The 19,362-nt window shown below is 65.9% G+C and carries 19 protein-coding genes and 1 pseudogene; 12 read left to right on the top strand and 8 right to left on the bottom strand.

Going from position 1 to position 19,362, the window contains the following annotated elements:
• Positions 1 to 143: 143 nt before the first annotated feature.
• Together RI03_RS06500 and RI03_RS24555 are read left to right on the top strand one after the other, a co-directional pair.
• The gene (locus RI03_RS06500) at positions 144 to 476 is read left to right on the top strand and encodes a hypothetical protein (protein WP_010216046.1); all 333 of its coding nucleotides are present in this window, start codon (positions 144 to 146) and stop codon (positions 474 to 476) included.
• Between the two features lie 367 nt (positions 477 to 843).
• Positions 844 to 1,605, top strand: a complete 762-nt coding sequence (locus tag RI03_RS24555; protein ID WP_010216045.1) for a PEPxxWA-CTERM sorting domain-containing protein — start codon at positions 844 to 846, stop codon at positions 1,603 to 1,605.
• A 159-nt stretch (positions 1,606 to 1,764) separates the two neighbouring features.
• Here RI03_RS24555 and RI03_RS06490 read toward each other — a convergent pair whose 3' ends face one another.
• The 3 genes from RI03_RS06490 to RI03_RS06480 all read right to left on the bottom strand — a co-directional run bounded on the left by RI03_RS06490 (position 1,765) and on the right by RI03_RS06480 (position 8,173).
• Entirely contained in the window at positions 1,765 to 5,850 is a 4,086-nt protein-coding gene (locus tag RI03_RS06490; protein WP_051007240.1) for a translocation/assembly module TamB domain-containing protein, read from the bottom strand.
• Between the two features lie 83 nt (positions 5,851 to 5,933).
• Positions 5,934 to 7,907: an autotransporter assembly complex protein TamA gene (locus tag RI03_RS06485; RefSeq protein WP_010216041.1), complete on the bottom strand. Its 1,974-nt coding sequence runs from the start codon at positions 7,905 to 7,907 to the stop codon at positions 5,934 to 5,936.
• Between the two features lie 53 nt (positions 7,908 to 7,960).
• Positions 7,961 to 8,173 (bottom strand): hypothetical protein, encoded by a 213-nt coding sequence (locus tag RI03_RS06480; RefSeq protein ID WP_010162998.1) that lies wholly within the window; start codon positions 8,171 to 8,173, stop codon positions 7,961 to 7,963.
• 202 nt (positions 8,174 to 8,375) lie between these two features.
• Here RI03_RS06480 and RI03_RS06475 point away from each other — a divergent pair, with 202 nt between their 5' ends.
• Positions 8,376 to 8,558 carry a hypothetical protein gene (locus tag RI03_RS06475; RefSeq protein ID WP_238542297.1) on the top strand — a complete coding sequence of 61 codons (183 nt, stop codon included), beginning with the start codon at positions 8,376 to 8,378 and terminating at the stop codon, positions 8,556 to 8,558.
• 52 nt (positions 8,559 to 8,610) lie between these two features.
• Here RI03_RS06475 and RI03_RS06470 read toward each other — a convergent pair whose 3' ends face one another.
• Positions 8,611 to 9,237, bottom strand: coding sequence for a S24 family peptidase (locus tag RI03_RS06470; RefSeq protein WP_010216037.1), 627 nt, complete (start codon positions 9,235 to 9,237; stop codon positions 8,611 to 8,613).
• 91 nt (positions 9,238 to 9,328) lie between these two features.
• Here RI03_RS06470 and RI03_RS06465 point away from each other — a divergent pair, with 91 nt between their 5' ends.
• Complete coding sequence (locus RI03_RS06465; protein WP_010162995.1) at positions 9,329 to 9,514, top strand: hypothetical protein; 186 nt, start codon at positions 9,329 to 9,331, stop codon at positions 9,512 to 9,514.
• Positions 9,511 to 9,819 (top strand): hypothetical protein, encoded by a 309-nt coding sequence (locus RI03_RS06460; RefSeq protein ID WP_010216036.1) that lies wholly within the window; start codon positions 9,511 to 9,513, stop codon positions 9,817 to 9,819. Before RI03_RS06465 ends, RI03_RS06460 begins: the two co-directional genes overlap by 4 nt.
• A gap of 64 nt (positions 9,820 to 9,883) precedes the next feature.
• On the opposite strand, the gene RI03_RS06455 is transcribed toward RI03_RS06460, so the two are convergent.
• Together RI03_RS06455 and RI03_RS06450 are read right to left on the bottom strand one after the other, a co-directional pair.
• Positions 9,884 to 10,669, bottom strand: coding sequence for a hypothetical protein (locus RI03_RS06455; RefSeq protein ID WP_010216035.1), 786 nt, complete (start codon positions 10,667 to 10,669; stop codon positions 9,884 to 9,886).
• Positions 10,639 to 11,880, bottom strand: coding sequence for a TIGR04063 family PEP-CTERM/XrtA system glycosyltransferase (locus RI03_RS06450; RefSeq protein WP_010216034.1), 1,242 nt, complete (start codon positions 11,878 to 11,880; stop codon positions 10,639 to 10,641). The genes RI03_RS06455 and RI03_RS06450 overlap by 31 nt, the downstream gene beginning before the upstream one ends.
• Before the next feature lie 107 nt (positions 11,881 to 11,987).
• Here RI03_RS06450 and RI03_RS24020 point away from each other — a divergent pair, with 107 nt between their 5' ends.
• From RI03_RS24020 to RI03_RS06440, 3 genes and pseudogenes are all read left to right on the top strand, one after another.
• Positions 11,988 to 12,143, top strand: coding sequence for a hypothetical protein (locus RI03_RS24020; protein ID WP_170318351.1), 156 nt, complete (start codon positions 11,988 to 11,990; stop codon positions 12,141 to 12,143).
• Positions 12,136 to 13,496 (top strand): annotated as a pseudogene (locus RI03_RS06445) (putative O-glycosylation ligase, exosortase A system-associated). The gene RI03_RS24020 and the pseudogene RI03_RS06445 overlap by 8 nt, the downstream one beginning before the upstream one ends.
• Positions 13,493 to 14,596, top strand: coding sequence for an acyltransferase family protein (locus RI03_RS06440; protein WP_010216033.1), 1,104 nt, complete (start codon positions 13,493 to 13,495; stop codon positions 14,594 to 14,596). Before RI03_RS06445 ends, RI03_RS06440 begins: the two are co-directional and overlap by 4 nt.
• Here the strand turns inward: RI03_RS06440 and RI03_RS06435 are convergent.
• Entirely contained in the window at positions 14,563 to 15,141 is a 579-nt protein-coding gene (locus RI03_RS06435) for a type 1 glutamine amidotransferase domain-containing protein (protein WP_010216032.1), read from the bottom strand. The two genes, RI03_RS06440 and RI03_RS06435, sit on opposite strands and share 34 nt — an antisense overlap.
• 123 nt (positions 15,142 to 15,264) lie before the next feature.
• Between RI03_RS06435 and RI03_RS06430 the strand changes: the two genes are divergently transcribed.
• The 3 genes from RI03_RS06430 (at position 15,265) to RI03_RS06420 (ending at position 18,011) form a co-directional block, all read left to right on the top strand.
• Positions 15,265 to 16,293 carry a DNA topoisomerase IB gene (locus RI03_RS06430; protein WP_010216031.1) on the top strand — a complete coding sequence of 343 codons (1,029 nt, stop codon included), beginning with the start codon at positions 15,265 to 15,267 and terminating at the stop codon, positions 16,291 to 16,293.
• 10 nt (positions 16,294 to 16,303) lie between these two features.
• On the top strand, positions 16,304 to 17,512 hold the full coding sequence (locus RI03_RS06425; protein ID WP_010216030.1) for a mechanosensitive ion channel family protein: 1,209 nt from the start codon (positions 16,304 to 16,306) through the stop codon (positions 17,510 to 17,512).
• A 247-nt stretch (positions 17,513 to 17,759) separates the two neighbouring features.
• Positions 17,760 to 18,011, top strand: coding sequence for a hypothetical protein (locus RI03_RS06420; RefSeq protein ID WP_010162986.1), 252 nt, complete (start codon positions 17,760 to 17,762; stop codon positions 18,009 to 18,011).
• A gap of 19 nt (positions 18,012 to 18,030) precedes the next feature.
• Here the strand turns inward: RI03_RS06420 and RI03_RS06415 are convergent, their stop codons facing one another.
• The gene (locus tag RI03_RS06415) at positions 18,031 to 18,462 is read right to left on the bottom strand and encodes a GAF domain-containing protein (protein WP_238542296.1); all 432 of its coding nucleotides are present in this window, start codon (positions 18,460 to 18,462) and stop codon (positions 18,031 to 18,033) included.
• A gap of 367 nt (positions 18,463 to 18,829) precedes the next feature.
• Between RI03_RS06415 and RI03_RS06410 the strand changes: the two genes are divergently transcribed.
• The gene (locus RI03_RS06410; RefSeq protein ID WP_010216025.1) at positions 18,830 to 19,306 is read left to right on the top strand and encodes a MaoC family dehydratase; all 477 of its coding nucleotides are present in this window, start codon (positions 18,830 to 18,832) and stop codon (positions 19,304 to 19,306) included.
• Positions 19,307 to 19,362 lie beyond the last annotated feature (56 nt).

The following is a 19,362-nucleotide window of genomic DNA, read 5'->3' as shown; positions in this document are numbered from 1 at the left end:
TATCGGCGGTCCGCGGTCGCAGAGCATGATTAGTTGACCGCTATTTATCGTGCGCGTCCATAGAACTATGGTAGCGGAGACGGTGTCGTGGGTTGATCGAGAGACCGCCTGCAAGTCCTGAAGCTTTTGAGGCCGTCCGCTATATGATCCTGTCGCTGCTGTTCGCGCTGCAATCTGGAACCTCGCCAGTCACGCCTATAGAACCAGATATCGTGGTGCTTGCGAACAAGCTGCGCCGTATTGATGTCGACATGAAGATGGAAAAGCGGGGCGGGATAGTGATCCTTAGAAGCTGCCGGGTTACGCGCCCGTCGGGCGAAGGAGAACTTGATGCTATTCCGTGTGGCGTTGCGCAGCAATGCGTGACCGAGGGGGTGGTAAGCAAACGGCAGTTGGTTGCGTGCGTAGAAGGCAAGTCTAATCGGGAAATTGACGCTATCGTCGCCGCTCGGCGCGAGGCGGCTATCAAACGTTAAGAGGAGTGCATGACGATCAACGCGCCTGCGTTCTGTTGAACTATCCTTTTTGGTAAGGCCGGCGGCGCTTGACTACGTCCGTTACCGCATTCGCCTGCCCAAAAGCGGACAAACGGCTCACCACCACAATGCGACATTCGGGTCAGCGATCTACCGAACGTCCAGAGACGCCCATTCCTTACCTTTAGATGGCGGACCGGTCACTCAAGTGTAGCTTTGGATTACACTTGAAAGCTGCACATTTTTGCATGTCATTGATCATAAACATGCCAAGGATTTGGTATGAATATTGCTGCGACGACTCAAGACAGTTAGTCGAGTTTGTTGTTTCCAAAAAATATAAGAAATAATAAAATTTCTTTAGGAGATGATGATGTTCACCAACAAGGCACTAAGCCTCCTGACATTGCTTTCGGCCACTTTCGCGGCACCGGCCTTCGCCACCGAACTGATCGTCAATGGCGGCTTCGAAACGGGCGATTATACGGGTTGGTCAGCCACTGTTCGCCCAGGTTCGAACGGCAAGCTCAACATCGCGGCGCCCGGCGCTGCCTCGCCGATTTCCGGGTACGCAACTGCGCTGAATGCAGCCGGCGGCAACTACTACTCGGTGACCGATCAGAACGGGCCGGGTTCCTATGCCCTTATGCAGAGCTTTTTCCTTCCTGTCGGAACGACCTCGGCCGTTCTCACCTTCCAGATGTTCGCGAACAACCAGGCGGGGAACACGATCATCGATCCGATCGGTCTCGATCATCGAGGGGTGCCCAACCAGCACGCGCGAGTCGACATTCTCACTGCCGGAGCAACAGTTTTCAGCACCGACGCAGCGGATATCGTCGCCGGACTTTACCTTGGCGCTGATGGCAGCGGAGCCAATCCCTACGGGAACTACAGCTTCAATTTGCTGAACATTGGACTGAGCGCTGGCACCGGCTATCAAATCCGGTTTGGCGAAGTCGACAACCAAAGCTTTTTCCAGCAGGGCGTCGACAATGTTTCGATCGAGGCGGTTTCGGGCGCTGTTCCGGAGCCAGCGACATGGGCAATGATGCTCGCGGGCTTCGGTATGATCGGTTTTGCCGCGCGGGGTCGTAAGACGCCTTGGGTGCGTGTTACCTACGCCTGAACTTCCGGCACTATTACCCATTGGCCGTCGATCTCAACGGATCGACGGCCTTTGTCGGTTTAGAGGGGAAAACGGCCGCGCGATTCCTCGTCCCCGAGGAGCGCTGACAGTCCGCTCCGATTGGCCAAACGACCGCACTTGCCGCAGCCAAGCGCGCCCTCAATAATCCTTCGAAACCCGCAAGTTCGCGCTCTGCCGCCCGAGTGTCGAGATCGACGACAGGACCGACAGCCAGCGCGTCACCTGGAACTCGACCTGTGTCGCGGAATATCCCGCGCCGTCGGTCACGATCTCGGCGTAGAAGCGCCGCGTGATATATTTCCCCGCCGCGACCGAAGTCCGCTGCCCGGTCTGCGGGTCGGCGGAGACGATGCGGAGCCGGTCGAGCCCCGCCACGCGCCGCACGGCGTTGATCGGGTCGAGCCCGCCGCGCCCGTTCTGCAACGCCGCCACCGCTGACGCGAGTTGCAGCGCCTCGGGCGCGGACAGGTTGGTGATCGAGGTGCCGAACAACAGCCGCGACAGCAATTCGTCCTGCGGCAGCGCGGGCACGCTCGAGAAGGCGATCTCGGGCTTGAGCGCGGGGCCGGTCACGTTGATCGTCGCGTTGAGCCCGGTGGTGCTCGCGTTGGCCGCGATGTCGAGTGCCGGGTTGGCGGGGACGTCGCCGGTAAACAGGATCTTGCCGCGTTCGAGCGCGAAGGTGCGCCCCGCGAAGTCGTAATTGCCGCGCACCAGGTCGGCGCGGCCCGCAATCGCCGGATTGTCGGGCGCGCCGCCGATCTTGAGGTCCGCCGACCATTCGCTGCGCAGGCCCAGCCCAGAGACGATCACCTGGTTGGGCGCGCGCGCGTGGATCGCGAGCCGCCACGGGGTGCGCGGGGTGTCGTCGTCCTCGCTGCCGCCGCCGGGCACGTTGATCTCGCGGATGTTGAGCTGCGGCACCGCGCTCGCCGCGGTCGCCTGCCCAAGCCGGTAACGGCTCTTGTCGAGCCGGAGCTCGCCAGAGATCGTTCCGCCCTGCTTGTCGGACAGGAAGCGCAACGGTCCGGTCACGGTCGCGCCGATGTCGTCGCGCGCGATCATCACCGCATGGTCCGCCTGGACCGCGAGATCGAACCCGCTGTTCGCGCCGAACTCGAACGCGCCCTTCCCCGTCACGCGCCCGCCCTTGCCCGCGTCCGCGGTGAAGGTGTCGATCGTCAGCCGCGATCCGCCGAACTGGCCGTTCGCGACGACGTTGGTCAGCACCGTGCCGGTGGCGGTACTCTCGATCCGCGCGCCGCGCGCCTGGACGATTCCCTTGATCTGCGGGTTGCTGACGCGCCCGCCGACATCCGCGCCGATCGCGACCGGACCGGTCAGGTCGAACAGCTCGATCCCGGTCAGCCGCCACAGCGTATCCGCCGCACCATTGTAGCGCAGCTGCGCGAACACGCCTGCGTCCTGCACGCGGGTCGCCAGATCCGGCCCGGCGGGCAAGGTGAGCAGCATCTGGGCGCGCCCGACCGTCTTGCCCGCGGTCGCCGCGACCGCGCGCGCGGCGATCCGGTCGGCCGACAGAATCCCGGCGATGCCGACGTCGACCGGGCGCGAGGTCAGCACAAGACCTGAACGCGTGAGCCCGCGCACGGTCATGTCGATCCGCCCCGTCGGGGGATTTGTCCTGCTTTGTGAATAGGATAGGCTGCCCGACGCACTCCCGCCCAGCCCCAGCCCGGGGTAACCGATGTCGAGGATCGCGAGCGGCATATGTGCAACCTTCGCATCGATCGCGGTGCCGCCCGGCGTAAACCGCCCCGACAGCTGCGCATCGCCCCCGGCAAAGCTCAGCGCGGTCGGCGCGAGCCGCCAGCCGCCCTGCTCGGCGGCCCCGTCGCGCGTGAACACCGCGGGCGTCACGAGCTTAAGCGGCCGTCGGTCGAGCGTCCCCTGGAGCGAAACGACGTAGCGATCGGGCGAAACTTGCGTCACCGACTGGATATCGAACGCGCGCCCGCGCGACCCCGCGATCGACGCGGTGATCGTCCCCGTCCCCCCGCGCAGCGACGCGCGCGCACCGAACCGCCCGATCACCAGCGCCCCCCGCCGCACCCCGCCGGCGTTGAGCGTCGCCTCGATCGTCGTCCCCGCCGGATCGAGCAGCGTGACCGCATCGAGGTGCGCGCGCCTGACGCTGATCCCGTTCGACAGCGTGGCGCTGCGCGCGTCGAGATGCGCCTCGATCCGCTGATTGTCCCCGACCGGCGCAAACAGCAACGCGCCCGACAGCCCGCCGCCCGCGATCGCCAGCGTCCCGTCAAACCCGCCATCGACGATCGCGAGCGGTCCCGACGCATGCGTCCCGCTCACCGCAAGATCCGCGATCGCGATCGTCCCGCCGCCGCCCTTGGGCAGCAGGATCGCGCCATTGCCGGTAAACGGCCCGAGCCGCGATCCGCCGCGCGCGGTGAAGGCAAAGCCCGCCTCGGTCGGGTCGAGATGCGCGACCACGTCGCTCAGGCCCATCGTTTCGTTGGGGCGTTTGAAGACCAGATCGAGCGTCGGGCGGTCGATCTTGCCGTCGAGCTTGAGCGTCAGCGGGCCATAGGTCTGCTGCGTCCCCGTGCCCTCGAAGTGGAACGTCCCGTCGCGCCGTCGGATGCCGTTGCCGGTGATCCGGATCTGCGGCCCGGTCAGCACGAGATTGTTGAGGTGAAGCACGCCATCGGGGGTGCGCTCGAGCCCGGTGACGATCCTCGGCAACCCGCCCGCGAGCGAGCGGAAGAAGGCGTTGTCGAGCCGCACCATCTGCGCGGTCCCCTGCCCGATCACGCGAGTCCCGTGCCCGTCCGCGCCCGGCACGACCTTGAGCACGGTCTGCACGTCGACCAGCCCCAGCCCCGGGATCAGATAGCGCGACAGCCCGCCGTTGACGCCGATGTCATAGCGCCCGTCGCGCAGGTCGAGCAGCAGGTTGAACCGCCCGTTGAGCTTGTCCGAGGTCAGCCGCAAATCGTCCCCGGTCACCATCGTCGCGGTCACGCGGAGCACGCCCTGCATCGTCAGGTTGCGCAGAATTCCGCCCGCGACATCGCCGACCCCGGTCACGCGCGCCGCGACGAAGCGGATCGGGACGAGCACCGGCGCGCGCGACAGCCGCCCGCTCCCCGCGGCGAACGCGTCCTCGAACCCGGTGTCGTCGAACGCGAACCGCTTCGCCGCGAGCCGGTAATCGAACCGCGCGGTCGCGAACGCGCCATCGAGCAGCATCCGCAGTTCGATCGCACGCCCGGTCATGTTGGGGAACAGCGCTGAAGGCTTGAACAGCACCGCATGCAGCCGCACGCCGCGGAAGGCGTTGGCGGCGAGATCGAGCGTGCCGTCGCCCTCCACGCTCAGCGACCCCGACCGCAGCGACAGCGTGCCCTTCAATTGCCGGTCGGCCAGCGTGGCATCGCCCTGCACGCGGACCCGCGGGGTCGTCAGCCGCTGCAGCTTGCCATGCGCGAGCGGCGCGGGGTCGAGCACGCCCGCGAGCGTATAGGCCCCCGCCCGGTTGGCGAGGATGAGATCTGCCAGCCGCACCGTCCCGATCTCGGCGACCGCGCTGCCGCCCCACTTCGTCCAGCTCCCGCGCCCGGCGACATCGAGCGCGACCGTCCGCCGGAACCCCGCCAGCTTCGCCAGCAGCCCGTCGGCGGTGCCGCGCGCGTGCGCGTCCACGTCGAAGCGGTTGCGGTCGGGCGCGGCGTCGAGCTTGAGCCGCAGCGTATCGCTCCCCGCCACCACGGCATCGAGATCGATCAGCGCGCGACCGCCCCGGATATCCGCCCGTCCCGCCAGCCTTCCGACGCGCTCGACCCCGGTGACGGGTTTCGCCAGCGTCAGCCGGTCGATCGCGAGCGCCCCGATCCTGATGTCGAACGCGGGCAAAATCGGCTGCTTGCGCGTAGACGGGACGAGGTCGGGCAACCGCTCGAGCCGCGCCCGCGCGACGTGCAGCCGGGTGATGTCGAGCCGGTTGTGGACCCAGCGCAGCGGTGCCCAGTCGAGTTCGGCGCGCGGGGCCGCGAACACCAGCCCGCGCCGATCGCGCACGCGCACGTCGATCAGCGTCGCCTGCCCGTAGATCGACCCATCGATCCGCCCGATGCTGTAGCGCAACCCGTTCGACGGGCGCTGTGCGGCGATCCGGTCGGTCAGGAAGCGATGGCCGATCGCGGTATCGAGCAGGCCGACCAGCGCCACCGCGAGCAGCAGCATTGCAGCGATCGCGCCCAGCACGATCCGCCCCCAGCGCCGCCGCGGGACAACCACGTCCGGCGTTAAGACAGACCCGTCGTCGCTCAAAACGCCTGCCCCAGCGAAACGTAGACCGCGACCCGCGGATCGCCCTTCACCGGGTTGACCGGCGTCCCGACGTCGATCCGGATCGGGCCGAAATTGGTGTAATAGCGCACCCCGATCCCCGCGCCGTAGCGCATGCCGCTGAAGTCGGGGAGCACACCGGTATAGATGTTGCCGCCATCGAAGAACGGGACGACCCCGAAATTGCCGAACGTCTTGACCCGCGCCTCGAGCGAGAATTCGGCCAAGCTGCGCCCGCCGATCGGATCATTATTCGGGTCGCGCGGGCCGATGTCCTGATAGCCATAACCCCGCACCGAAGCGCCGCCGCCCGCATAGAACCGCCGCGACGGCGCGACCGCATCGCGCGGCGCGCCGAAGATCGTCCCCAGCCGGACTCGCCCGGCAAGCACCGTCCCCTTGGTCACCATGCGATAGGTACTCGCATCGAGCTGGACGCGCGAATAGCCGAAGACGTTGCCTTCGAGCGACAACTCGGGCGAGAACCGCCCGCTCAGCCGGAACCCGCGCGACGGGTTGAGCAGGTCGTCCGACCCGTCGTAGCTGAGCGTCGTCGGCAGCGCGCCGATGAAATAGGTGCGTCGCCGCGGCGCACCGGTCGTGACGATCACGTCGCGCTCGTCCGACGCGAGCAATTCTCCGCCGAGCGACCAGGTCCATTTCTTCTGGAAGAAGATGTTGGTCTGCCGCTCCAGGCTCGCCGCCAGTCCGAAGGTGCGCGCCTGATAGGCGTTGCGGGTGAGGTTGGACGCCGTGAGCGACGCGGTCAGGATCCGGTCGCGCCCGTTGAAATTGTTGCGTCGGAAAATCACGCTCGCCAGCTGCTCCTGCGTCCCGAGCACCCCGCGCAGCGTCAGCCCGCCCTCGGGCGGGAACAGGTTGCGATGCGTCCAGCTCACTTCGGCGCGGGCGCCTTCGCCGGCGCCATAGCCGATCTCGCCCGCGATCGTGCGCGGCGGGGCGCGGTCGATCCCGACCGCGATGTCGACCGTGCCGGGGTCCTTGCCATCGACCGGCGCGACCCGGACGGTCGAGACCAGTCCGGTCTGGATCAGCGCGCGGCGCAGGTCGACCAGCGCTGACGCGTCATACGGGTGCCCGGGGACGAACCGCGCGATATCCTGGACATGGCGCGCGTCGAAGATCTTCTCGCCCGAGGTCATCACGACATGCCCGAAACGACGTTCCGCACCAGGGACCACCGCGAGATCGAGCGTCGCACTCTTGGCCGCGCGATCGACGACGATCGCGGGGTCGCCGACCACCGCGAACGGGAACCCCTTGTCGGTGATCGTCGTGGTCAGCGCGGTCTGCCCGGCGACGATGGAATCGGAATTCACCGGGTCGCCTTTGCGCACCGCGAACGCGTCGCGCAGCAACGCCTGCTTTTCGCCCGCGGCATCGACCCCCGCGAGCGTCACGCCGCTGAACCGGTAGAGCGTCCCCGGCTCGGCATCGAGGATGACGATAGGATGGCTGCCATTCGGCTCGACCCGCGTCGCGATGCGCGCGTCATAATAGCCATCGGCCTTGAGCAGCGACGTCAGCAGCGTCGCATCCTCGCGGGCGCGGCGGTCGAGTTGCGCACCATTGGCGGGCTGACCATGATTGGCGTTGAGCGACGAAAGCTGGTCGAACCGCTCGCGGAGGAGTGATCCGCCGACGTCATCGATGCCGTCGACGCGGTAGGTGTAGCGCGTTTCGCCCGCGATGGTCGCGGGGTCCGCAACCGCGGCCGGCTCGACCGGTGCCGTGGCGAGATCGGGCCAGTCCACACCGAGCCCGGGAAGCGGCGCGAGCGGGGATTGCGGGTCGAGCTGGGGTTCGGGGATCGACCCCGGGGCTGAGGGCTCGGACGCCGGGCGCACCTGTGCCGCAGCATACGGACACCCCATGACAAAGACCCCGACGGCGGCAAACAAGTGGCCCCGCCGCCCGACCGGCAACGACATGGCGCCGTCCTAGCCCGGCTCTCGCCGAAGCGACAGGGGGCTGGCGCAGGACTTTAGTGAACCGTGCCGATCGCACGATCGAACGAAAGCCAGGCGATCAGACGCTCGATCTGGCGCCAGCGACAGAAATGCAGGTGATTGCCAAGATCGCGGCTGCGGTCCGCGCGCGCCGCCGCTTCCGTGCGCGCTTCGCTCCCGAACATGGTGATCAGGTCGGTCGCGTCTGTCAGTTCCGCGCGGTCGGCGAGATAGGGAAGATAAGGCATTCAGGCTCCACGCGCGGCAACGGTGATCGATCGGAGTGCCGACTAGCAAGTCCTTGCGATCGCGTCACGAGCCAGTCTCGCTCATTTTGGCGGTGCGCCGTCTCGGCTGCCCCGTCGCTCCCGGATCGGGACGCCAGCGCGCGCGGAGCCGGGGCGGATCGGAACACTGGCGCTGGCCGGTGTGACGTGGCAGGGCGCGATCATGGCCGTCTCCCCCCCGCCCCGCTCGCCGCTTGCCGGCGGATCGTTGATCGCGCTCGGGTCTATCGCCGGCGCGGCGATCAGCCTGTTCACGCCACTGGGCCCGACGCGGGGGTTCCTGATCGGGCTGTCGGCCGGGGTCGCGATGTCGCTTGCGATCTGGTTGCTGGATCGACGGCACTAGCGGCGGCACCGCCTTGAAAAGGGCGAAGCTCGACAAGCTGCGCCGCAAACTTTCACCGTAACGCGCGCGATAGCCACACCACCCGCCCGATGACATCGACTGCAGGCGCCGTGATGTCCGGATAGGCCGGATTGTCGCTCGCGATGACGACACCGCTTTCGCGCGACGTCAGCCGTTTCACCAGCAGCACCCCTTCATGTCGCAGCACGAAAATGCCCGCGCGCGCCGTGACGCGCCGGTCGCGCTCGTCGACGACCAGCGTGTCGCCATCCGAAATCGTCGGCAGCATCGAATCGCCCCGCGCGGTCAGCATGCTCGCATCCGCCGGACTCAGCCGAAGGTCGGCGAGCAACCGGGGATCGAGCAGCATCGCGCGCGCGCCCTCGCGAGTCTCGTCCGTATCGGTCAGCGCGCCCGGCCCTGCCGACGCCTCGACCGCGAGCCGGCGGATCGCCGCCATCGGCGTTGCTGAAGGACCGCCGAGTTCGCTCTGGTCGACCCGGAAGTAGGCGGCGAGCAGCGCACGGTCGCGCTCCGCGAGCACCCGCGGCGTCCCGCGCCGGACATATTGCTGCAAATAGGCGTCGTTCCGCCGGAGCATGCGCGACAGCGCGGCGTAACCGCCGCCGTGTGCGTCGATCAGCGTCGCCAGGCGCGCGCGGGGATCGCTCACTTCCATGCCGATGACGATACCATAGGAAATATCCTAGACAAGTTGGAAATGGCGGAACACATCGGGAACATAGATCGACTCGAAGGAAAGGGCCACCATGTCGGTACTGCATAAAATCGACCGCTACCTGCGCGCGACGGCGATGCCGCCGACCAGATTCGGGCGGCTCGCGGTCCGCGATCCCCGGCTGGTGCACGATCTGCGCCGGGGTCGCGAACCCGGCGTTCAGATGGTCCGACGGATCGAGGCGTTCCTCGCCGCCCATAGCGAGACGCCCCGATGAGCCGCGGCCCCGACGCCGCGACGTTGCTTCGCCGCGCGCTGGATCGACACGCCGATCGTTGTGGAATCACGGTGACGTGGCACGGTGTCCTCTCCCGCCGCTGGGCAAGCGCCACCTTCGTCGGTGCGCAACACCGTATCGCGGCGACCGTCGCGGGAACGGGGCTGGACGCCTGGATCGACGGCTTGGACGAAGTGCATCTGCAGTTGCGCGGACATCTCGTTGCGGACGTCGTCGTGACGATGATCTCGCGCGCCGAGGATCAGGCCGAACTCGGGGTGGAGGTGCTGACGGTCGAGACGTGACCGGCGCGATTTTCCGGATTTATGCCACGATCCGATTCGTCCGGTCGCCGAACGTCGGTTTGCGTCAGTGCGCGCGCTGCGCCATCGCGCGGAGCGTGGCGAGCGTATCCTCGAGCCGGTCCTGCGGCGAAACGGCGTTCCGTTCGACCGCCGGGCGCTGCACCACGCGTTCGAGCCGGTCGAGCAGCGCATGGATCGTTTCGGACGGATCGGCGCGGGTCGGCGTCAGCGCGAAGGTTTCGAACCGCTCTGTCGCAGCGAAAGTCTGCGGGCGTTGGTTGCCGAGCGCCATGCTCGCATAACCGGCAAGCGGTTGATCGAGATCCTCGGGCAATGCGCGCTCGGCGACCGGTGCGATCTGTTCGGGCAGTAGGATCGGTTCGGCAAGCAGCGCCTGCGCGTCCAGATGCCGTGCCGGGGTCACCGGAACCTCGAGAAACCGCGTGCCGAGATCGCGATCCGCGCGCAGCGGCCGGCGCGACGGCGCATCGGGGTGCGCATCGGCGCGGCGCAACACCGGCGCCGGATCATTCGGCGCCGTCGTGACATCCATTATCACGCGTCCCCCGCCGAACGCGGCGCGGCGATGGCCCAGCGCGAGGAAGGTCGCGAACCCGCTGATCACGCCGAGCCCCCCGCCCCCGAGCAGCACCAGCAGCAACCGCGCGGTAAAGCCAAGCGGCGGCGCGGCGGCGGCGACGATCGCGGCAAGCCCGCTGTCGAGCGAGACGTTCTCGATCGCGACGGTCGGCACCAGCGCGAACACGGCGGCGGCGCAGGTGCCAACGACCGCCCCGACGATCGGCGCTACCGGGAAAATCAGACGGTGGGAATCGGAGAGGACGGCCATGCGGAGGACCTTGCCAGCGGATCGGTAAGTTTCTGGTAAACGGGGGCGTAACAGGCAACGTTGACCGCCCAATTACGCTCTTTTTCAACGAACGCACGTCCCCGTTCGCGCATCATCGGCCACGCCCCCCGGTCCGCGAGCATCGCAGCGAGCGCGTGCGCCATGCCGTTCGGATCGTCGGGCGGAAACAGCGTGCCGGTGACGCCATCCTCGATCAGCTCGCGATGCCCGCCGACGTCGGACGCGGCGACCAGCCGGCGCTGCGCCATCGCCTCGAGCGGTTTGAGCGGCGTGACGAGATCGGTCAGCCGCATGTGCTTGCGCGGATAAGCGAGGACGTCGATCACGCTGTAGTACCGCTCGACCTGATCGTGCGGGACGCGTCCGACGAAGTGGATATGATCCGCGACCGGCGATGCCGCCGCCTGCGCGCGCAACGCCGCCTCGACCGGGCCGCCGCCGACGAGCACGAGGTGCGCCCTCGGCCGCTTCGCCACGAGTTGCGGCATCGCGGCAAGCAGATCGTCGAGGCCCTCGTAATCGTAGAAGCTCCCGATGAAGCCGATCACTTCCGCATCTTCGACGCCGATTTGCGCCGCAAGCGTCGCATCATAGGGCCGCGGTTCCCCGAACAGCGACAGATCGACTCCGTTGGGCGACACGAAGATCTTGTCCGCCTCGAGCCCGCGCGCGACGAGATCGCGGCGCAGGCCATCGCAGATCACCGCGACCGCATTCGCGCGGCGCACTGCATAGGTCTCGAGCGCGCGAGTCGCGCGATAGACCGCCGATCCCTCGCGCCCGGTCCCGTTGCCGACCGCCGCATCCTCCCAGAACGCGCGAATTTCATAAACCAACGGCAGCTTCCGCCGCCGCGAGACACGAAGCGCCGCCAGCGCGTCGAGTACGGGGGAATGCGCATGGAGCACGTCGGGCCGGAACTGCTCGACTACCGCATCGATCCGCTTCGCAAAGGCGTGGATCTCGCGCAGTTCCTGCACCACCGGGACCGACCCGGCGACCGGGGTCGTGCGATGAAAGTCGATCCCGTCGACCGTTTCCTCGGCGAGCGCCGCCGCGCCATGTCGCGGCCCGGTCACCGCGGCGACCTGCCATCCCCGCCGCATCTGGCTCTTGAGGATCGCGCGCGTGCGAAAGGTGTAGCCGCTGTGGAGCGGCAAACCGTGATCGAGAATGTGGAGAATCCGCATCTGCTCTCGGTAGCGCATCAGTGTTTAACGGAGCCTCAACCGGCGCGCGCTACGACACGGAGCGTGGCTGGTTCGCCGGCACGGGTGTCGCAAGGGCTCAGGCAAGAATGATCGACAATTTCGCGCTGGCGATCAGCCACGGCCTGATCGCGCTGACGGTGTGGCTGTTGCTGCGCCGGCCCGATCTCGACCGGGAGACGCCCTCGTCCGATCCTGCGGCGGATCGCGCAAAGCCTAAATCAAAGGCCCGCCCGCGTGCGTGACCTGTTTTTCGTCGGCTTCCTCGCCGCCTTCTTCGCGGCCGGGTTCCGCCGGCCGTTCCTGTTCGTGCTGGCCTATGTTTATATCGACATCGTTTCCCCGCAACGGCTGACGTATCTGCTGCTCAATGCCGTGCCGATCTCGCTGATCGCGGTCGCGCTCGCGGTCGGCGGGTTCGTGATCGCCGACGACAAGCGCGACGTTCGTGTCGCGCCGCGCCAGATCCTGATCGTGCTGCTGCTGCTCTATTGCGGCATCACCACGCGCACCGCCGACTTTCCGGTCGAGGCGCTCGATAAATGGGGGTGGGTGTGGAAGACGCTGGCGTTTGCGGCCTTCCTCCCCCTCACCCTGCGCACGCGGTTGCGGATCGAATCGCTGCTGCTGGTGATGATCGCGTCGGCGGCGTCGATCATCATCGTCGGCGGCCTCAAGACGATCGCGAGCGGCGGCGGCGGCTATGGTACGCTCAACCTGATGGTCGCGAACAATTCGGGGCTGTACGAAGGCTCGACCATATCGACCGTCGCGGTGGCGATCATCCGCTGATCCTGTGGTTCACGCGGCATGGCACGATCTTCCCGCCGAACTGGAAGGTCATCGCCTTCTGCTACGCGCTGGTGTTCGCGTGCCTCCTCATCCCGGTCGGCACCTCGACGCGGACCGGGTTGCTGTGCATCGGTCTCGTCGCCTTGCTGATGGTGCGCGATGCGAAACGGAAACTCCTCTACATCGGGCTAATCGCGGCGGCGGGGCTCATCGCCGTACCGTTCCTGCCGAGCGCCTTCACCGAGCGGATGGGGACGATCAAGACTTACAAGGGCGACGAATCCGCCTCGACCCGGATCGCGGTGTGGGGCTGGACGTGGGACTATGCCAAGCAGCACCCGCTCGGCGGCGGGTTCGAAATGTATCGCCAGAACCAGATCCGCTACGACACCGAAAAGGTCGAGGGCGACGGCAACAACGCGACGGTCGACCGCAAGCTGACCGTCGACAAGGCGCGTGCGTTCCACAGCGCCTATTTCGAGATGATCGGTGAACAGGGCTTCCCGGGCTTCGCGATCTGGGCAGCGATCAATCTGATCGGGCTGTTGCGGATGGAAGTGCTGCGGCGGCGCTATCGCCGGGGCGACCCCGAACAGGCGTGGATCGCGCCACTCGCCGGCGCGCTGCAATCGGCGCATCTCGTCTATCTGCTGGGCGCGGGGTTCATCGCGATCGCATTCCAGCCGTTCGTCTACATGCTGATCGGCGCACAGATCGGGCTCGATACGTATCTGGCGCGCAAACGCGCCGAGCAGTCCTTCCGGTCGTTCCGCAAGGTCCGCCCGGCGCAGGCGGCGGCGGCGTGACGGGCCGTTCCGAACTCCGCGCGTTGACCGGGATGCGCGGCATCGCCGCGTGGTTCGTCGTGCTGTACCACATTCGGCTGTCGATCGCGGGCGTACCGCCCTTCTGGCTCGCGGTGCTGGCCAAGGGCTATTTGGCGGTCGATTTCTTCTTCCTGCTGTCGGGCTTCGTACTTTGGTTGAGCTGGAGCAACCGCCTGCGCACGGGCGGGTTCGCGGCGGTGCCGGGGTTCCTGTGGCGGCGGCTGGCGCGGATCTGGCCGCTGCATGTGTTCATGCTCGGCTGCGCGGTTGCGCTCGCAATCCTGCTCGCGGCGGTAGGAAAGCACGATGCGGCAGACTATCCGTTCGCGGACCTGCCGCTCCATTTGCTGCTGCTGCAGAACTGGGGGTTTACCGATCATCTTGCGTGGAATGACCCGAGCTGGTCGATCAGCACCGAGTGGGCGGCCTATCTTGCCTTCCCGTTGCTCGCGCTGGCGATCGACTGGCGGCGGATGCCGACCGTGATCGTAGTCAGCGCGATCGTCGCGCTGCTTGTGCTGCTGCACCTCGTGATGGCGGGGGCACCGACGCTCGGGACCGACATCTGGACATTCGGACTGCGGCGGTGCCTGCTCGAGTTCACGGTCGGCACCGCGATCTGCGCGCTGTGGCTGCGCTTTCGGGACATGCCCGGGCGCGCGATCCGGGTTAGCGCGGGTCTCGCGGTCGCGGTGGTCGGTGCGCTTGCTGCGGGTGCCGCGGAAACGCTCGTCGTGCCGGGCGTGCTGGCCGCCGCGCTGCTGTGCCTTGCACTAACCTCGGACTGGCGCGGCAATCCGCTATCATGGCGTCCGCTCCACGCGCTCGGTGAGCTCAGCTACGCGACCTATCTCGGTCACTTCCTGCTGTTCGTAGTGTTCAAGCTGGCGCTGGTCAGTGATGCGCGGAGCATCTCTCCAGCGCTAATCGCTCTGTATCTGGCGCTCGTGCTGGTCAGTTCGCTGGTGCTGTACCGCTTTGTCGAACGCCCCGCGCAGGCCTGGATGAACCGGCTCGCCACGCGCTGGCGAGCCGGTTCCGGGCGTCAGGCGTCGGTGTCGTCGGCTTCCGCCTCCTGATCGTCGACATCTTCCTGCAACGCCGCGAGGATCGCCTTGTTGAAGGCGGGGATATCCCCGGGCTTGCGGCTGGTGATGAACGACCCGTCGCGCACGACTTCCTCATCGACGACTTCGGCGCCAGCGTTGGCGAGATCGACGCGCAGCGACGGCCAGCTCGTCATGCGGCGGCCATCGACCACGTCCGCCTCGATCAGCAACCACGGCGCGTGGCAGATCGCGGCGATCAGCTTGCCGTCGTCGGCGAATTCCTCGACGATCTCGACCGCGCGATCGTTCATCCGCAGCTTGTCCGGATTGCCGACGCCGCCCGGCAGCAACAGCGCGTTGAAGTCCTCGGTATCCACCTCGTCGAGCGTCGTGTCGGGAGTGATCGTGTCGCCCTTCTCGTCGGCAACCATGCCCTGGATCGGGTCGGTCTTGATCGAGGCGAGCGTGACCTTGACGCCCGCGTCGAGCAACGCCTTGCGCGGCTCGAACAGTTCGGCCTGCTCGAAGCCGTCGGTCGCGATGATGAGAACGTGCGCCTGCGATAGCTCGGCCATGATTTGTCTCCGGTGCAATTTTGGCATTTTGGGATCGAAGCCACCTTGGGCTCGGGTCAGTAAACCCGCGAGGGCCAGCGCCTGTTCCGGAACGATGCGCCAATCCGTGCATTCACAAAGGCCATGGCGCAGCAGATCCACCCGATCACGTACCACGACGACAGCGAGCCCGGCATCACGCGCAAGAAGATGCGGTCGGGCTGGGGCTATTACGATGCTGCCGGTACGCGGATCACCGAGCGCGACGAGATCGACCGGCTGAACGCGATCGGCCTGCCCCCCGCCTATCGCGACGCATGGTTCTGCCCCTCTCCCGTCGGCCACATCCAGGCGGTCGGATGGGACGAAAAGGGGCGCAAGCAATATCGCTATCACCTTGGCTTTCGCGAGACGCAGGATGCCGCCAAATATGAACTGTGCGCCCCGTTCGGCCACGCGCTTCCCAAGCTGCGCGCGCGGGTGGCGAAGGATCTCGCGCGACGCGGGCTCGACAAGGACATCGCGGTCGCCGCGGTGGTGCGGCTGCTTGATCTCGGCAAGGTTCGCATCGGCAACGAAGGTTATGTGAAGTCGAACAAAAGCTTCGGGGCGACCACGCTGCGCAAGCGCCATGCCGCGGTGAAGGGGCAATCGCTCAAGCTTCAGTTCAAGGCCAAGTCGGGCAAGCTCCGGATGCTGACGATCACCGACGGGTCGCTCAGCCGGTTCGTCAAACGTTGTCAGGACCTGCCGGGCCAGCACCTGTTCCGCTGGGTCGATGCGGAAGGCACGTGCCATCCGGTGTCTTCCTCTGACGTCAACGCCTATATCCGCGCGGCGATGGGCGGGAATTTTACCGCCAAGCATTTCCGCACCTGGTCCGCGAGCGTGCTTGCGTTCGAAGCGCTGGCGCGGGCGAAACACGACATCAGCCTCAAGACGATGCTCGAGCCCGTGACCGAGGCGCTCGGCAACACCCCCGCGATCGCACGCAAGTCCTATGTCCATCCCGCGCTTCTCGCACTGGCGAAGGATGGGCAGACCGCATTCCGCGCTGCCCTGAAGCTCCCGCGTTCCACCCAGCATCTGACCCGCACCGAGCGCGGGCTGATTGCCTTCCTCGAGCACGGCAGCGAGCGCGGCGTCCCGCCGGTCCTTGCCGGAGCCGCGTAAAGGTCCCGACATGAGTAACAAGTCTGCGGCGATCCTCCCGCCGATCCGCGTCCGCGACGTAAGCAGCCAGGTCCACGGCCTCGCCAAGACCACGCTCGACTGGATCGGCGATTACTGGCTGCAGCTCCTGATCTCGTTCGGCGCCGGTGCGGCGATCGTCATCGCGCTCCATTTCGCGCGGCGGATCGGGCGGGGCTTGTGCGAACGCGACCGGCAATTGCACGGCTGGGGGATCGTGTTCGGCCGGACAATCGCGCGGACCGGAAACGTGTTCATCGTCCTGCTGGCGGCAAAGCTCGTGATCGGCTTTGCCAACCCGCCCGCCGAAGTCACGCGGGTGGTCAACTTCCTGTTCACGATCTCCGCGGTGTTCCAGGCGGCGAACTGGGCGCGCGAACTGATCCTCGGCGCGATCGAGCATCGCACCCGCAGCGAACATTATTCGGGCGAAGCGATCGGCAGCGCGATGGGGATCATCCGGCTGCTCGTCAGCTTCGCGGTATTCGCGATCGCGCTTATCGTCGTGCTCGACAATCTCGGGGTCAATGTCACCGGGCTCGTCGCCGGGCTCGGCGTCAGCGGCATCGCGATCGGTCTCGCCGCGCAGGGCATCTTCGCCGACCTGTTCGCGGCACTCGCGATCATCTTCGACCGGCCATTCCGGCGCGGCGATGCGATCAGCTATGATTCCTCCTCGGGCACGGTCGAGGCGATCGGGCTGAAGTCGACGCGTATCCGCGGCGTTACCGGCGAGGAGCGGATCGTCGCCAACAAGCAATTGCTAGAGAAGGAGATCATCAACAACACCTCGCGCGAATATCGCCGTGTGGTCTTCACGATCGGGCTGGTGCAGGCGACCCCGGTCGAGACGATGGAGGCACTGCCGTCCGTGCTGAAGGACGTGATCGAGGCGAAGGGCATGAAGTTTGTCCGCGCCGGCTTCACCACGTTCGGCGCAAGCAGCTATGATTTCGACGTCGAGTTCGATTCCCCCAGCGCGGCCTTCCAGGAGTTTTACGACGCGCGCCACGCCGTAGGGCTCGCAATCGTTCGGCGGCTCAACGAGGACGGGATCGAACTGGCTTATCCGACGCAGACGACGTTCAACGTGAAACCCGAGCAAAATGCCCCTAAAAGCGCTCTAAAGACAGAGGATCGTCGCGGAACTGGTGCGATATCAAGCAATTCTGCGGTTGACGAAGATGGCGGACAGCACTGAACACTATGGTTTCCGCTGCATTAATGGTACTGTATTTACCCCATATCGCATGCCATTTTTGGCGTAAGCACCGAAATGGCCATAACCCGGCTGGCGTTATCACCGTTTTTGCCCTATAATTTCCCTGTATACTGTAAGCGCATGATATATCCCGGGGCGCCTGTCGGAAGGGATTTTGAACAAGACGCGGGTCTTTTTGGGGGCGGATTCAGTGTCAGTACGGTGGGTGCACGGCCATCAGGACAGTATGGAAGTGCGTCTCAACCACGCCACCCTCGCCTATCTTCGGAAGAACTGGCCCAACCCCGTCAATCTGTCGCCCACCAGGCTTGGCAATGAGTTCACGCCCGAGGGTAAGATGTTCGTTCGGATCATCCAGAGTTTGATCGACGAGGGTCTGCTTTCGGTCGAGTTCTTCTTGATCGGCACCGGTGACGAACCGACCGCGCGGGACGCGATCCTGACGCGCAAGGGAGTCGCGTCGATCGCGGAGGCATGAGCCGCCCGGCGCGGGCGCCTTATCGGCTCTGTTCGACGATCGTTGCAATCTTGCGAAAGGTTACGAGGTCTTCTTCAGAAATCGCGCGTGGTTGTCTTGACAGGATCGCCAGGGTCCCGATCCGCAAGCCCGAGATATCGCGCACTGGCGTCGCGGCATAGAAGGCAAACCCCGCAGCATCGGCGGCGACCGGATGAACGAGGTCGGCGAGAGCCGAGCGCCTTGCCGGAACGGTGGCGGTTTCGTCCGCCGTGGTGGCTACGCCGACCCTGGCGGTGTTCCACGTCGCGACGCTACGATTCATCACGATGACCGCAACGTCAACGCCGAGCGCCCGGACCGCGACGTGCGCGATATCATCGAGGAGCGCGACCGACATGCCGGGCCGGTCGGCTCGACGCGGGTCGCTGAGGACGTACATTTCACTACGATCGGTTGGCCGCTGTTTCATCGCTACTCGCATCACGAAAGTCCCCCAAGACCGAAGAGATGTTGGTTTAATGTAGGAGGAGCTTTGCCGAATATTGGAACGTCGTGCATCCGCCTTAAGAAGGGTTTCATTCCTATTGACTATGTTCCGTGTCAAACCGGCGTAAGTTCCGCGTCAGTTTTCCATCGGAAACGCCATCTCGGCCACGTATTCGAATCACATCGGTTTCCATTTCGAAAGATCGGTTCGCCGGCAGGGTATGATTCGCCCCTGCTATCCTGCCTGTTAACGCTACGGCAGCCGGTCCGTTCCGGATTTGGGTTTTGGCAGGCTTGCGCGCGGCAAGCGCTGGTGCCATCTCCGCCGCACAGCCCGCGATACGCGCACTTTGCAGGGGAATGCCGTGACCACGACGATCACTATTCAGGAACTGGCAGGCCGGATCGGCAGCGAACAGGTGTCCGACTGGGTCGAAGTCAGCCAGGAAATGATCGACAAGTTCGCGGACGCGACCGGGGACCACCAGTTCATCCACGTCAACCCGCAGATGGCCGCGATGACCCCGTTCGGCGGGACGATCGCGCATGGCTTCCTGACGCTGTCATTGATGCCGTTGCTGTCCTCCAAGATCATCGACGCGGTCCAGATCGAGGGCGTGAAGATGGGCATCAACTACGGCGGTAACAAAGTCCGCTTCCTCCAGCCGGTCCGCTCGGGCAAACGCGTTCGTGGGCGGTTCAAGCTGTTGGAGTTGATCGAGAAGCGCCCCGGCCAGTGGCAGCAGACCAACGAGTTTTCGGTCGAGATCGAAGGCGAGGAAAAGCCCGCGATGATCGCCGAATGGATGTCGCAGATCTTCGTTTGAACCTACAAAGCCCCTCCCCTTCAGGGGAGGGGTTGGGGTGGGGCGGTGCCGCGAAC

The organism is Sphingomonas sp. PAMC 26621 (genome assembly GCF_000251145.1).
Taxonomy (GTDB): Bacteria; Pseudomonadota; Alphaproteobacteria; order Sphingomonadales; family Sphingomonadaceae; genus Sphingomonas.
This window is presented reverse-complemented; position numbering and strand designations above follow the sequence as displayed.

What these genes read in the sequence shown, in the direction of transcription:
- RI03_RS06415 (WP_238542296.1), bottom strand. Translation starts at nt 18,462, where the DNA reads ATGAAACAGCGGCCAACCGATCGTAGTGAAATGTACGTCCTCAGCGAC.
- RI03_RS06485 (WP_010216041.1), bottom strand. Translation starts at nt 7,907, where the DNA reads ATGTCGTTGCCGGTCGGGCGGCGGGGCCACTTGTTTGCCGCCGTCGGG.
- RI03_RS06430 (WP_010216031.1), top strand. Translation starts at nt 15,265, where the DNA reads ATGGCGCAGCAGATCCACCCGATCACGTACCACGACGACAGCGAGCCC.
- RI03_RS06490 (WP_051007240.1), bottom strand. Translation starts at nt 5,850, where the DNA reads ATGCTGCTGCTCGCGGTGGCGCTGGTCGGCCTGCTCGATACCGCGATC.
- RI03_RS06500 (WP_010216046.1), top strand. Translation starts at nt 144, where the DNA reads ATGATCCTGTCGCTGCTGTTCGCGCTGCAATCTGGAACCTCGCCAGTC.
- RI03_RS06465 (WP_010162995.1), top strand. Translation starts at nt 9,329, where the DNA reads ATGTCGGTACTGCATAAAATCGACCGCTACCTGCGCGCGACGGCGATG.
- RI03_RS06450 (WP_010216034.1), bottom strand. Translation starts at nt 11,880, where the DNA reads ATGCGGATTCTCCACATTCTCGATCACGGTTTGCCGCTCCACAGCGGC.
- RI03_RS06460 (WP_010216036.1), top strand. Translation starts at nt 9,511, where the DNA reads ATGAGCCGCGGCCCCGACGCCGCGACGTTGCTTCGCCGCGCGCTGGAT.
- RI03_RS24555 (WP_010216045.1), top strand. Translation starts at nt 844, where the DNA reads ATGATGATGTTCACCAACAAGGCACTAAGCCTCCTGACATTGCTTTCG.
- RI03_RS06480 (WP_010162998.1), bottom strand. Translation starts at nt 8,173, where the DNA reads ATGCCTTATCTTCCCTATCTCGCCGACCGCGCGGAACTGACAGACGCG.
- RI03_RS06455 (WP_010216035.1), bottom strand. Translation starts at nt 10,669, where the DNA reads ATGGCCGTCCTCTCCGATTCCCACCGTCTGATTTTCCCGGTAGCGCCG.
- RI03_RS06420 (WP_010162986.1), top strand. Translation starts at nt 17,760, where the DNA reads ATGGAAGTGCGTCTCAACCACGCCACCCTCGCCTATCTTCGGAAGAAC.
- RI03_RS06475 (WP_238542297.1), top strand. Translation starts at nt 8,376, where the DNA reads ATGGCCGTCTCCCCCCCGCCCCGCTCGCCGCTTGCCGGCGGATCGTTG.
- RI03_RS06425 (WP_010216030.1), top strand. Translation starts at nt 16,304, where the DNA reads ATGAGTAACAAGTCTGCGGCGATCCTCCCGCCGATCCGCGTCCGCGAC.
- RI03_RS06435 (WP_010216032.1), bottom strand. Translation starts at nt 15,141, where the DNA reads ATGGCCGAGCTATCGCAGGCGCACGTTCTCATCATCGCGACCGACGGC.
- RI03_RS06470 (WP_010216037.1), bottom strand. Translation starts at nt 9,237, where the DNA reads ATGGAAGTGAGCGATCCCCGCGCGCGCCTGGCGACGCTGATCGACGCA.
- RI03_RS24020 (WP_170318351.1), top strand. Translation starts at nt 11,988, where the DNA reads ATGATCGACAATTTCGCGCTGGCGATCAGCCACGGCCTGATCGCGCTG.